Source organism: Rhizobium sp. BK316 (genome assembly GCF_014193695.1).
In the GTDB taxonomy this organism is placed as follows: Bacteria; Pseudomonadota; Alphaproteobacteria; order Rhizobiales; family Rhizobiaceae; genus Rhizobium.
This window is the reverse complement of sequence record NZ_JACHZR010000001.1, coordinates 58,562-70,969: the sequence shown is the minus strand read 5'-3', so window position 1 is coordinate 70,969 and position 12,408 is coordinate 58,562. Positions and strand designations below refer to the sequence as shown.

At 59.8% G+C, this 12,408-nt stretch carries 9 protein-coding genes; 5 read left to right on the top strand and 4 right to left on the bottom strand.

Translation table 11 applies throughout. The annotated features are described in order from the left end of the window. Positions 1-101: 101 nt before the first annotated feature. Both FHT87_RS00285 and FHT87_RS00280 read right to left on the bottom strand, forming a co-directional pair. On the bottom strand, positions 102-1,412 hold the full coding sequence (locus FHT87_RS00285) for an ATP-binding protein (protein ID WP_183734110.1): 1,311 nt from the start codon (positions 1,410-1,412) through the stop codon (positions 102-104). Continuing rightward, complete coding sequence (locus FHT87_RS00280; RefSeq protein WP_183798528.1) at positions 1,405-2,154, bottom strand: response regulator transcription factor; 750 nt, start codon at positions 2,152-2,154, stop codon at positions 1,405-1,407. The genes FHT87_RS00285 and FHT87_RS00280 overlap by 8 nt, the downstream gene beginning before the upstream one ends. Positions 2,155-2,379: 225 nt before the next feature. Between FHT87_RS00280 and FHT87_RS00275 the strand changes: the two genes are divergently transcribed. The 3 genes from FHT87_RS00275 (at position 2,380) to FHT87_RS00265 (ending at position 7,693) form a co-directional block, all read left to right on the top strand. Further along, entirely contained in the window at positions 2,380-3,237 is an 858-nt protein-coding gene (locus FHT87_RS00275; RefSeq protein ID WP_183798525.1) for a MipA/OmpV family protein, read from the top strand. 100 nt (positions 3,238-3,337) lie between these two features. Further along, a complete protein-coding gene (locus tag FHT87_RS00270; protein WP_183798522.1) occupies positions 3,338-4,582 on the top strand; it encodes an efflux RND transporter periplasmic adaptor subunit in 1,245 nt (414 codons plus the stop codon). 9 nt (positions 4,583-4,591) lie between these two features. Then, positions 4,592-7,693, top strand: a complete 3,102-nt coding sequence (locus tag FHT87_RS00265) for an efflux RND transporter permease subunit (protein WP_183798518.1) — start codon at positions 4,592-4,594, stop codon at positions 7,691-7,693. A gap of 181 nt (positions 7,694-7,874) precedes the next feature. On the opposite strand, the gene FHT87_RS00260 is transcribed toward FHT87_RS00265, so the two are convergent. Next, positions 7,875-9,158, bottom strand: a complete 1,284-nt coding sequence (locus FHT87_RS00260; RefSeq protein WP_183798514.1) for a cystathionine gamma-synthase family protein — start codon at positions 9,156-9,158, stop codon at positions 7,875-7,877. Positions 9,159-9,552: 394 nt separating this feature from the next. Next, positions 9,553-10,146 carry a transglutaminase-like cysteine peptidase gene (locus tag FHT87_RS00255; protein ID WP_183798511.1) on the bottom strand — a complete coding sequence of 198 codons (594 nt, stop codon included), beginning with the start codon at positions 10,144-10,146 and terminating at the stop codon, positions 9,553-9,555. Between the two features lie 535 nt (positions 10,147-10,681). Here FHT87_RS00255 and FHT87_RS00250 point away from each other — a divergent pair. Continuing rightward, positions 10,682-11,635 carry a sulfonate ABC transporter substrate-binding protein gene (locus FHT87_RS00250; protein ID WP_183800937.1) on the top strand — a complete coding sequence of 318 codons (954 nt, stop codon included), beginning with the start codon at positions 10,682-10,684 and terminating at the stop codon, positions 11,633-11,635. A 331-nt stretch (positions 11,636-11,966) separates the two neighbouring features. After that, positions 11,967-12,401: a helix-turn-helix transcriptional regulator gene (locus FHT87_RS00245; protein WP_183734124.1), complete on the top strand. Its 435-nt coding sequence runs from the start codon at positions 11,967-11,969 to the stop codon at positions 12,399-12,401. The last annotated feature ends 7 nt before the right edge of the window (positions 12,402-12,408 follow it).

Here is a 12,408-nt window from a genome sequence, read left to right as displayed (position 1 = left end):
AGACCTAAAGCGACCGATCGATCTTCAACACCGAACATGCACGTCGGACGGCGATCATTGAAGAACCTTAGATAGCAGATTGCAGATTGCCGCTTCGCCCTTCATTTCGGTATCGCGACAACAACGCTGAGACCGACGGGATTGCGCTGTCGCAACTCCAATGTGCCTTGGTGGGCGTGAACGATATCTGCGACGATCGATAGACCGAGGCCGAAGCCGCCTCCAGCACGAGACTGGTCCGACTTGAAGAACGGCTCAAGGACCCGCTCTCTAAGTTCCTGCGGAATACCGGGGCCGTCATCTTCAACGATGATCATTACGGTTTCCGGCCGCTCTGCCATCGTCACCTCGACCTTGCCTGCAAATTTAACGGCGTTGTCGCAAAGATTGGTGACGGCGCGCGTGATGGAAAGCGGCCGGCACCTGGCCAGAAGCCGGTTCGGCCCGGTGTATCGGACGGCGTGGCCGATATCGGCAAACTCGCTGCAGACCGTCTGCAGGATGCTGGCGACGTCTACGAGCTCGATCATCTCGGTCGCATAGTCGTTTCTAAGATAGTTCAGGCTCTCCACCAGGAGGCTCTCGATCCGATCGATGTCGGAAAGCAGGGCGTCTTTCTGACCGCCGTCGCCCATCCGCTCCACACGCAGTTTCAGTCGCGTCAGCGGCGTGCGCAGATCGTGGCCGATGCCGCGCAGCATCCGGGTACGGGCTTCGATCATCAGACGGATGCGCCGACGCATGCCGTTTAATGCCCGGGCCAATGCAACGATCTCGACCGTTCCCCTCTCCTCGAAAACAGGGGAACCGGTGGTGATATCGGAAACCGCCGCCGCATGGGCAATGCGCTGTATGGGTTCCGTGATCGCTCTGATCGCGAATATGAAGAAAAAACCGATCAATACGAAAAAGGCGACGAAGTAATAGGGGCCGCGTCCCAGGAACGCGCTGCTCAGCATGGAATCCGGAAAACCAGAGGTGATGACGATCGTGCCGTCGTCGACACGCGCGGCAATCACCCGCCGGTCATCGAGGAAGGTCTGCCAGCCGCCGATGGGCGGCTCGTTGTCTGGTGGAAACAACCGCGCAGCGACTATGTCCAGAAAGCTCTGATGGCTCGAAGACTGTACAAACCGGCTCGCGGTCGCCTTCGGCGTGAGTTCGATGTCCCAGCCGGCGCGACGTGCGTTGGCGAGGATGATCTGCCGATCTTCAGGCGAGGCGGGTCCGAGAAGCTCGGCGATGGCGTTCAGCTTTTCGGCGATATTCTCGAGATCCGGGGCGGCAAGATCTTCCCTGGCCCAGCGCTCCACCGCATCACCCATGGTGATGATCGTCACCAGCGCAACCAGAATGATGATGGTGATCTGGCCGCGGATCGTCATCGTGACACGATGCAGGCGTCTAAACATCGGCCTCTTCCACCCGCGCGGTAAACACGTAACCGCCAAGCCGGACCGTCTTGATGAGAAGCGGATCGCGGGGATCCTTCTCGATCTTCTGTCTGAGCCGGCTGATATGCACGTCGATGCTGCGCTCGATAGGACCGGCGAGCCCCGCATGCGTGACCGCAAGCAACTGCTCGCGCGTCAGAACCCGACCGGCATTGCTGCAAAAGGCAAGAAGCAGATCGAACTCGTGGGTGGTCATGGCAATCCTGGCCTGGGCCGGATCGTGGACCTGACGCCGGGCCGGATCAATCCGCCAGCCCTCGAAACGCAACAATCGCGGCGCGGGTTTCGCCCCCCGCTGTGCCGACAAGCCCGACCGGCGCAGGAGGCCTTTGATTCGGGCCAGGAGTTCACGCAGAACGAAGGGTTTGGTGACGTAGTCGTCCGCGCCAATCTCCAGCCCGACGATCCTGTCGATGTCGGTGCTCAAGGATGTCAGCATCAGGATTGGGATGCCGCCACCTGCGCGCAGGCGCCGGCAGAGACTGAAACCGTCTTCGCCCGGCAGCATGACATCGAGGACAACGAGATCGAAGGGCATCGCACGCATCTTCGCGTCCATCGCTGCACCGTCGCCCGCGAGCTCCGCATCCATACCCTGCTCGACGAGACTGTCCCGCAGCATTTCGGCAATCTGACGATCGTCCTCGACGATCAGGATCCTCGGCCGTTCGACGGCCGCTCGTGCGCGCTCATCAACCAATCACGCCACCTCCGTTCTTCGGCCTCATCCTTATCATGACGGGCGAGGCCGTCCTCTCCCGCGATTGTGAAGAAATGTTTCTATGACGCAGAACCCGCCGCCCAAGCAGAAACAATTCTTAACAACATCCAACACGCAATGCCCATCGTGCATGGCACTGCTGAGGCGTGGCGTGCTTCCAGGTCGGTCTCGGGGGATGCACGCGAAGTCAACCTCGGAGCATTCATGTCTGCCTCTAACAAACTGACCGCCGATCGGTCCCGGCTGCTTTCCATCGCCGTGGCGTCGCTGTTCTTATCGCCCTTTGCCGTGCAAGCCGCCGACTTCACAAGCGACGGGCAGACCGCGCAGGAACCGCCACCGCCGGACCCGGAGCGTTTCGGCCCGGTCCGCCAGACGTTGCGCGATTGGCACGTCGTCATCGGTGCCGGCGCTTCCTTCAATCCGAAATATGAGGGAAGCGATGAGTTTGAAGTCTCGCCTTTCCCCTTCGTTTCGGCCGAATTCTTCGACCGGATCACCATCGATCCGACCGGCATCGACATAAAGGCCTTCGAGAAGGATGCTTTCCGCCTCGACGTCAATGTCGGCTACGACATGGGCCGTGACGAAGACGATGCTGACGCGCTGCGCGGTATGGGCGACATCGATTTCGGCGTGACGGTCGGCGGCAAGGCCACCTATACGTTTGGACCCGCCAGTTTCTTCGTCTCGGTCGACAAGACGATCGGCGGAAGCGACGGCCTGCTCGCAACCGCCGGCGCGGCAATCTCGCAGCCCCTGTCCGAGCATCTCATCCTCGGCGCCGAGGCCTCTGCCACCTTTGCGGACGACAACTACATGGAAGCCTATTTCGGTGTCGACGCGGCCCAATCGGCCCGTTCCGGCTATGCGCAATACAAGGCCGGGGCTGGGATCAAGAGCGTCGATCTCTCCGCCTCGGCCACCTACCTGATCAACGAGAACTGGGTGGTCAGGGGTGAACAAGGCGTGGGCTTCCTGGTCGGAGACGCGGCAGACAGCCCAATCGTCAAGGAAAAGGTTCAGTCGAAAACCATGCTGATGCTGGGTTACCGGTTCTGACTCGGCTGGTCGAAGCATCCTGTTCAAAACCCAAGGGGTCGCCGACGCGGCGGCCTTGAATATCCGGCAATCAAACAAGAATCGCGCAGGGAATGAATAGATGACCTCCTTCATGCCGCTCTCTCGCACGCTCTGCCTGTCGCAGGGCGACCGACCGTTCCAAAACTCCAGAACGGGTCGCCTGGTATCGATCGCCCTGCTGTCTGCGACCGCGGGGCTGCCGATCCACGGTTTCGCCGCTGACATGGAGGCGCCGAAAGTGTCGGTCATCGCTGCGAGAGCCCAGGTTCTCGAACAGAGCGTTTCCGTCGTCGGCACGGTCGTTGCAAGGGAAACGACGCTCGTCAATACCGATCTCTCCGGAGCCCGGATAGTCTCGATCGCAGCCGAGGAAGGCGATCTTGTCAACCGCGGACAAGTGCTTGCGACACTGGATACATCGAGGATCGATGTCGAGCTTATGCAAAACGACGCGCAGGCGGCGAGCGCGGCAGCACAACTCGGGCAGGCCTCAAGCGCGCTCGACAATGCCTTGATTTCGCAGGAGGAAGCAGAGGCAGATCTTACGCGCGCGCAAAAGCTCGTTCCCAAGGGGTTGATGTCGCAAGAAGCGCTTGAGCAGCGACAAAAGGCGCTCGCGCGCGCAGAGGTGACGGTGCGAGCCAGCAGGCAGGCTGTCCAGTCGGCAGAAGCAGCCGCCAAAACTGTCGCTGCGGAGCGCAAGGATATTGAATTGCGACTGAGCTATGCGACGATTGTTGCGCCGGTGGCCGGCCGGATCATCAACCGGTCCGCCAAGGTCGGCGCGACCGCTTCCTCATCCAGCGAGCAACTTTTCGTCATCGCAAATGACGACCAGCTCGAACTGGAAGCGGAAATCCCGCAGGCCCAGTTCGATGTCGTGCCCGTCGGCGCCGTCGCTCATGTTTTTCTCGGCGACGGTCGTGATGGTTTGACAGGCACCGTCCGTTTCGTCGCGCCGGCGCTTGCCGACCGGACACGGCTCGGACGCGCCCGGATCACCCTGCCCCGTGGATTGGCGGCACCGATCGGCGCCTTTGCCTCGGCACGTGTCGAGATCGGAAGCAGCAAAAGCATATTCCTGCCCGCCTCGGCGATTGCCGGTTCCGGCGAGGAACCGTCGATCAAGATCCTCAGGGACAACAGCATCGAACGAAAGCCGGTTTCGCTCGGTTTTCGCCAAGCCGGTTTCGTTCAGATCCGCTCCGGCGTCGACGAAGGCGACTTGGTGGTGACGAAGTCGGGCGGCTTCATGGAGGCCGGCGATCACGCAGTCCCGGTCGTGGTGCAGACCGATGCAGGCCCGGTTTCCGAAAGCAACTGAGGTTATCCGATGAACATCTCCGCATGGGCGATCCGTACCCCGCTGCCCGTCATTCTCCTGTTCGTCATCCTCACAGGCCTCGGGCTGAAGAGCTACGCAACGCTGCCGATCACCTATTTTCCGGCCATTAATGTCCCGGCAGTCGGTGTGACCGTCGAAGAATCCGCGGCAGCACCCGATCAGATCGAAATCCAGATCACCAGGCTTATCGAGGACAGCGTCGCGGCCCTTCCCGATATCAAGCATATCGAGTCCACGATTTCGGAAGGTCGATCGGAGACCAAGGTCGAGTTTGAAATCGGCGTGCCGGTCGACCGAGCCGTCTCCGACGTCAGGGACGCGGTCACGAAGATCCGTGATCGGCTGCCGGCGGCCATTGATGAACCTGTCATCGACAGGATCGATCCCGAAAACCAGCCGGTCGTCACCTATTCGGCCCATAACGGCTCGATGTCGGCGGAAGATCTGTCCTTTTTCGTCAGCGACGTCGTCGTGAGAAAACTCCAGGGACTGGCCGGAATTGGCCGCGTCGAACTCGTCGGTACCGTCAATCGGGAAATCCACGTTCTCCTGAAGGCGGATAGGCTCGCTCCTCTCGGCCTGACGGTGGCCTCGGTCAGCGATCAGATCGCCGCAAGCCAGTTCAATCTGCCGTCCGGGCGGGGCAGTGTCGACGCGCAGGACATGACGGTGGCAACCAAGGCAGCCGTTTCAACCCTCGACGAGCTCAGGGCCATTCGTCTTGCCTTGCCGCAGGGAAAGAGCGTCTCGGTCTCCGATGTCGCTGCGGTTGCCGACACGAGGGAGAAGCGGCAGGATTTTGCGCGCGTCGACGGCGAGCCGGCGATCGGCTTTACGGTCTACAAGGCGACGGGCGCAGGAGACGTCGACGTTGCCGAAAAAGTTGCCTCGGCTCTTGAGGAGATGGCCGGCTCAAGGCCCGGAACGGAGTTCAAAATCGTCGACGACAGCGTCACGCTGACGCTCGCCAACTTTCTGTCTGCCCGCAGCACGCTCATCGAGGGGGCCATTCTTGCCGTGGTCGTCGTCTTCCTGTTCCTGCGCGACTGGCGCGCCACCGTCATTGCCGCCATGAGCCTGCCGCTTTCGGCAATCCCGACCTTCTGGGTCATGGAACTGGCCGGCTTCTCGCTCAACATGCTGAGCCTGCTTGCGATCACCCTGGTGACAGGAATTCTCGTCGACGATTCCATCGTCGAGATCGAAAACATCGTCCGTCACAAAAGCCTCGGCAAAAGCGCCTACAAGGCTGCGATCGACGCGTCCGACGAGATCGGCCTCGCCGTCATTGCAATCTCGGCCGCCATCATTGCCGTCTTCGCCCCTGTCGGGATGATGCCTGGCGAAGTAGGCCAATATTTCCGGCAGTTCGGCCTGACGGTCGCGATCGCCGTCTTCTTCTCGCTCCTGGTCGCGCGCCTGGTGACCCCGCTGATTGCCGCCTACTTCCTGACGTCACCGGGCAAAGCGCCTGCGGAAGGGCGCATGATTGCGGGTTATCGTGGGCTTGTCGGCTTGGCCATCAGATGGCGATGGATCACAGCCGAGCTGGCGGCTGGCCTCTTTGCCCTGACGATCCTGCTTGCCGGTTTCCTGCCGAGCGCGTTTCTGCCGGCGCAGGATACCGGCCGGATGACGGTTTCGATCGAGCTGCCGCCAGGCTCGACCCTTGCCGACAATGAAGAGGTGAGCGATCTGGTTGCCCGTCGTCTCAAGGCGATCGAGGATATCAAGACCGTGTTCGTGCGCGCCGGATCAGGGTCCGACGGCGTACGTGACATCCGCAAGTCGGTCATCGTGATGTCCATTGCAGATCGTCGCCAGCGCAAGCTTGGGCTTGAGCAAATCCAGGAAAGCGTCGAAGCTCTGTTGAAGGCCATTCCCGACCTTCGCTTCGAATTCATCAACGACCGCGGCGGCCGGGATGTATCGTTCGCAATCCTGAGTGCCAATGGTGAGCAGGCGTCGCGGGCCGCCCGGGCAATCCTGACCGAAATGCGCTCCAACGCGATGTTCGTCAATCCGGCTTCGTCGGAGGCGACACGCCAGCCGGAACTCGGGGTGATCGTGTCGCCGGAGCAAGCTGCCGATCTTGGCGTCAGTGCGAGAGAGGTCGCCACAGCAATCAGGGTCGCGACGTTGGGCGATGCCGATTCCAGGCTGCCATCGTTCAAGGACAGCGGCAGGTTGATCCCAATCCGCACGCTCGTCGAGGATGCCGGGATAGACCGGTCGGAGAAGCTGCGACAGTTGCGGGTCGTGACGTCATCGGGGACCCTCGTGCCGCTCGAGGCAGTCGCACGCCTGGAGGAAAGCGAAAGCGTGTCCGTCATCCATCGCATGGAGCGTCAGCGTCGGGTCGAAATCGGCGCGGACCTTGCAGCAGGGATCACGCAAGGCGAAGGCATTGCAGCGCTCAAGAACTTGCCGTCCGTCGGGGCGCTGCCAGCGGAAGTCGAAATGCGGGCTACCGGCGATTCCGATTCCAAGGACAGCGTTTTTGCGAGTTTTGCCTTCGCCATGATCGCGGGCTTGAGCCTTGTGGTGGTCGTGCTCATCTTGCTGTTCGGCAGCCCGCTCACACCGCTGACAATCATAACCCCTCTTCCGCTTGCGCTTTCAGGTGTCGTTGCCTCCCTCATCCTCACCGGCCATTCCGTGTCGCTGCCGGTCGTCATCGGGATCCTCATGCTGATGGGCATCGTCGTGAAGAATTCGATCATGCTTGTCGATTTCGCAATCGAGCTCGAGCGGTCGGGCCTGTCACGTATCGAAGCGACAATCGAAGCCTGTGCCGAGCGGATGCGCCCGATCGTCATGACGACGCTGGCAATGGTGGCCGGCATGGTGCCGGCGGCATTCGGCCACGAGATCGGCGGCGAGTTCAGGGCGCCCATGGCGGTCGCGGTCATTGGCGGATTGCTGGTTTCAACGGTCTTTTCGCTCGTCGTCGTTCCTGCAAGCCACGTCCTGATCGCCGACCTCGGCGATGCGATCAAACGCCTGGCGCAGAAGATGTCGGGTGGCAGAGCTGCCGCTGATGGCTCAGGCAACGCCTTCATCGAAAGGCCCGACAGTTTGCGCGGCTAGTGCTGCGAGACGATCCGACCGTCAGGATTCACAGGTGTCTCGCGATCGATGGGCAGTAACAGATGGTCGCAAGGGGATGGCTGTGGCGGCACTGTCTGCATCTCAAATCCCGAACACGTCAGCCGAGCGATATCGGGCCGGCGCTGAGCGGCCCAATACGGTTGCGAGTTGACGACGAGGCTTATGCTGCATCGAGCGCCAGGGTGAGATCGGCAATGAGGTCGTCTGGATGTTCGATACCGATCGATAGCCTGATCGTTGCATCGAGGACGCCGATGCGCTGGCGCACCTCGGCCGGCACGCCCGAATGCGTCATGGTTGCCGGATGCGATGCCAGGGATTCCGTTCCGCCGAGGCTGACGGCAAGCTTGAAGATCTTCAGCGCGTTCAGAAACCGGAACGAGGCCGGCTGGCCACCCTTGATATCGAAGGAGAATGTCGAACCGGCGCCGCTGCACTGGGCCGCAAATGTCCCGCCGACGGCGGAATCGGGATCGCTATATGGCAGGTAGTGGATCGTTTCGACCTTGGGATGCTGCCTGAGGAAGTCCGCCACCGCTTTGGCATTGCTGTCGGCGCGCTCCATGCGGATCTGAAGCGTTTCAAGCGAACGCCCGAGCATCCAGCATGAATGCGGATCGAGCTGCGTGCCGATTGCGCCGCGAAGCGCCTTCACCTGCTTGATCAGCGCCCGGCTGCCAAGCGCTGCCCCGGCGATCAGATCCGAATGGCCGCCGACATATTTGGTCAGGGAGTAGAGGGAAATGTCCGCGCCATGCTCGATCGGGCGCTGGAAGACCGGGCCAAGGAGCGTGTTATCGCAGGCGACGACAGGCGTATGGCCCTGTTTCTGACCGATTACATTGGCAATCCGCCGGATCATCGCGATGTCGACAAGGCTGTTGGTCGGGTTTGCAGGCGTCTCGATCAGGATGACAGAGACACGGCCCTTGGCCATTGCCTCCTCGGCCGCTGTCTTTACCGAGACTTCACTGACGCCATCGGCAAAACCGACTGCGGAAACGCCAAAATTGAGGAAGGTTTTCGCAAGCAAGGTTTCCGTCCCGCCATAAAGCGGCTGTGAGTGGAGGATTGTATCTCCCGGACGGACGAAGGCGAGCAGCATCGTTGCGATGGCGGACATTCCCGATGAGAATACCGCGCCGCTCTCGGCTTTTTCGTACACCGCCAGTCGATCTTCGACGATCTCGCTGTTTGGATGATTGAAACGCGAATAGACAAGGCCTGCCCCTTTTCCTTCCGGCGGCTCCTTCCGACCCGAGACGTAATCGAAGAAATCGCGACCGTCTTCGGCGGAGTTGAACACGAATGTGGACGTCAGGAAGACGGGCGGCTTGACCGCCCCTTCGGAGAGTTCCGGATCATAGCCATAGTTCAGCATCTGGGTTTCCGGATGCAGGGGATGATTGCCGATATGAGTTCTCGGAGGATGCGGTGCAGTCATGGAACGTCTCCCTCAATTGGCGCTTCCTGGCATCAACATGCCTGCGCCTCGCTAATATCTGGAGCGCTGCAGCAACAGAGAAACACCCCTTGGCAGATGGCTAGCAAATTTACTGAATTAAACGGCCTGGTGAGTGCAGCGGCCTGAGCTCAGGCATATAAGCGAGCGGTCGGCAGCCGATCTCCTTGGCTGCCGGCTTTCCAATTTCCGAGGTTGATTGATGACTGAGACTGCTGTTTTGACGAAGCTTTGTGACACCGTCGATGTAAGCGAGTATCTACTGGTCCGGGCCGAAATCGAGGGATTCGGATATGCGATTTTCAGGCCGGCGAGCAGTACTATGTGGCCGCTGATCCGTGCCCATACGGGCCGGAGATCACACATGCAGATGCATCTAAAGTTCGTACCATATCCGCGGATTATCGCCTGACTGGATCATCAGCCACCGAAGATCCGTATCCGTCCAGCTCTTGATCTCATTCATGCGGTTGTCGAGCACCAGATCACCACGATCGGTCTTGACGACGAGAACCGCGTGGCCCTTGCCGGCGGGTGTCTTGGTCACGGCGATCCGCAGTGCCTTCGCCGACCAACCCATGGCGATGAGATGGTCGCGCTTCGTCAGCGCAAAATCCTCGCAATCGCCTGCCTTGACATTCACCTGCCAGACATCGCCCTGATCGGGCCGTTCGTCCACCGGGCGGATCGAGCGGTTGACCGAGGTGTTGACGGCATGAAGCTGCTTGTCCGCAAGGGGACTCAAGGAGACTTCGGACAGGTCGCCGCGAGCCTTGCACTCATCCGGATTTCGGGCGCAGAACATCACATGCGCAAAAGGTGCTGCAGTCCGGCGCTTTTCGGAAATATAGCTGAATACCGGCGCCGTCTTCAGGCCACGGGCCACACCGCCCGGACCGTCTGCATGGGCAGCCTGAACCACAAACAGAGATGCAAGCGTCACCACGACAACCAGTTCATGCTTGGACATTTTCTACCCCCGTGTGGCGGTTCATCGAACGATGATGAGGTCAACCCAGCGGCGATGAAGCATCTTCAGGCATGCGTCATTCGAACGGTTGGGCACATGATCGCGATCTCTTTTTTCCTGGACGTTTCCCGAGACGGTCATCATTCAGGTGTGTCCGTGTCTTCAGTCACAGCGGAGCTGGCGGCATGCGCATCGCGTCCAGACGCATCGACGCCAACAGCTTGACAATTTAAACTAGCGCGGCAGGCAGCCATTTCAATTGTCGCGATAGCCGCAGTAACCCATTTGACAGTCTTCGCCGCCGCCAGTGGAAGGAGCGTAGGTCAAGGCGATCAGATAGAGATGTAGCCGAGTGCAACGGGATCGCTTTGCCAGCGCGAGACCTTGCTCTGCCCTGGTTCGAATGCGGGTCTTTTGCTCGCTGGCAGGCGAGAATGAAAAAGCCAACTCGGGACAGGCGTGTCTTTGGGTACAGATATTCTAGTAAATATCTAGAGATACTTTAATTTAGCCTCGTCCTAGTCCGGAGAGTATGATGAAGATCACAAGACGAGCGTTTACAGCGGTAGTCGCAGGCGCCATCGCGACACCCCTAACACATGTCCGAGTAGCCGGCGCGGCCGACAAGGTCATTCGTATCGGCTACCAGAAATACGGAACCCTGGTGCTCCTGAAGGGCAAAGGAACACTGGAAAAGAAACTGGAAGCCATCGACTACAAGGTTGAATGGACAGAATTTCCAGGCGGCCCTCAGCTCCTCGAGGCATTGAACGCCGGTGCTGTCGATTTCGGATCGACCGGGGAAACGCCGCCGATCTTCGCTCAGGCCGCGAATGCTCCGCTTGTCTATATCGCTCACGAACCGCCTGCCCCACGAGGGGAAGCCATCCTTGTCCCGAAGGATAGTCCCATCAAGTCCGTTGCCGAGCTCAAGGGCAAGAAGGTGGCCTTCAACAAGGGATCGAACGTACACTATCTGTTGGTCAAGGCGCTCGAAGAGGCTGAGTTGACCTATGAGGACGTGGAGCCTTCATTCCTCGCACCGGCCGACGGACGCGCAGCCTTCGAAAAGGGCGCGGTCGATGCATGGGTTATCTGGGATCCTTTCCAGGCTGCTGCGGAAGTGGCGATCGAGGCACGCGAGCTCCGAAATGGTGAAGGCATCGTTCCCAATCACCAATTCTATCTCGGCACGAAGACACTGGTCGATGGACATGCGCCCGTCATCGGTCTCCTGATCGATGCGATCTCCGAGATCGACGAATGGACCAAGTCCGACACCGCAGCTGCGGCCTCGGAACTGTCGCCTTCGGTCGGCATTCCTGAACCGGTTCTCGTCAAGGCGCTCGAGCGCCAGTCTTACGGCGTCAAGAGCCTCGATGATTCCGTCGTCGCCCAGCAGCAGGCGATCGCCGACACCTTCTTCCAACTTAGGCTGATCCCAAAGAAGGTGACGATTGCGGAGGTCGTTCACAAGAGCAAAGCATAAGCACCGTCGTCGCAATCTCAGACATCCAGCACAACGAGAAGGAGTGGCAACCTTCTCGCTTGTTGCACAAGCTAGGATTTAATCGTCAAGGAAGGCGCTATTCATTCAAACAAGCAGAGGCGGCGCAAGAGACGGTAACCGGTTCGCCAAGCCCCAACCGGTCAATACGTGCCATGCTGCTCCGTGCACGCTCTTGGGCTTGGCACAGGTTTGGTGCCCCAAATAGCTCACGCATCCGCCGCGACGCCTATCATAAAAACTATTATATTACTTTCGGTTGCATTTTTGCGCAAACCTCGCAATGATCATTCCATGATCGGAGGTACCAGCCATGAAGGCCAAATCGCCCACATCGATTGATGTCTATGTCGGCAGCAGAGTACGAGCGCGCCGCAAGCTGCTCAGGCTATCGCAGGCCGGTCTTGCCGAACGGATCGGCGTCACCTTCCAGCAGATCCAGAAGTATGAAAAAGGCATAAATCGCATTGGCGCGAGCCGGCTGCAAACGATCGCCGAAACATTGGGCGTACCCGTTCAATTCTTCTTCGAAAATCACACCGAGCCTGCCGCTTACAGCCTTGTCAGCAACGGCCGTGATGACGTGAATGCCTTTTTGATGTCGAAGGATGCCCAGGCTCTCAATCGCGCCTTCATGGCGATCGAGAGCCCAGAGATCAGGCAGAAGCTCATCGCCCTGGCCAAGAGCCTTGCCAGGAACACGACTTCTGACATTGATAACGTCACCCATCCAGAGGCCGGCGCCTGAGGACTTT

Excerpts from the sequence above, each read along its gene's own strand:
- FHT87_RS00250 (WP_183800937.1), top strand. The coding sequence starts at position 10,682 with ATGAAGATCACAAGACGAGCGTTTACAGCGGTAGTCGCAGGCGCCATC.
- FHT87_RS00275 (WP_183798525.1), top strand. The coding sequence starts at position 2,380 with ATGTCTGCCTCTAACAAACTGACCGCCGATCGGTCCCGGCTGCTTTCC.
- FHT87_RS00265 (WP_183798518.1), top strand. The coding sequence starts at position 4,592 with ATGAACATCTCCGCATGGGCGATCCGTACCCCGCTGCCCGTCATTCTC.
- FHT87_RS00270 (WP_183798522.1), top strand. The coding sequence starts at position 3,338 with ATGACCTCCTTCATGCCGCTCTCTCGCACGCTCTGCCTGTCGCAGGGC.
- FHT87_RS00260 (WP_183798514.1), bottom strand. The coding sequence starts at position 9,158 with ATGACTGCACCGCATCCTCCGAGAACTCATATCGGCAATCATCCCCTG.
- FHT87_RS00245 (WP_183734124.1), top strand. The coding sequence starts at position 11,967 with ATGAAGGCCAAATCGCCCACATCGATTGATGTCTATGTCGGCAGCAGA.
- FHT87_RS00285 (WP_183734110.1), bottom strand. The coding sequence starts at position 1,412 with ATGTTTAGACGCCTGCATCGTGTCACGATGACGATCCGCGGCCAGATC.
- FHT87_RS00255 (WP_183798511.1), bottom strand. The coding sequence starts at position 10,146 with ATGTCCAAGCATGAACTGGTTGTCGTGGTGACGCTTGCATCTCTGTTT.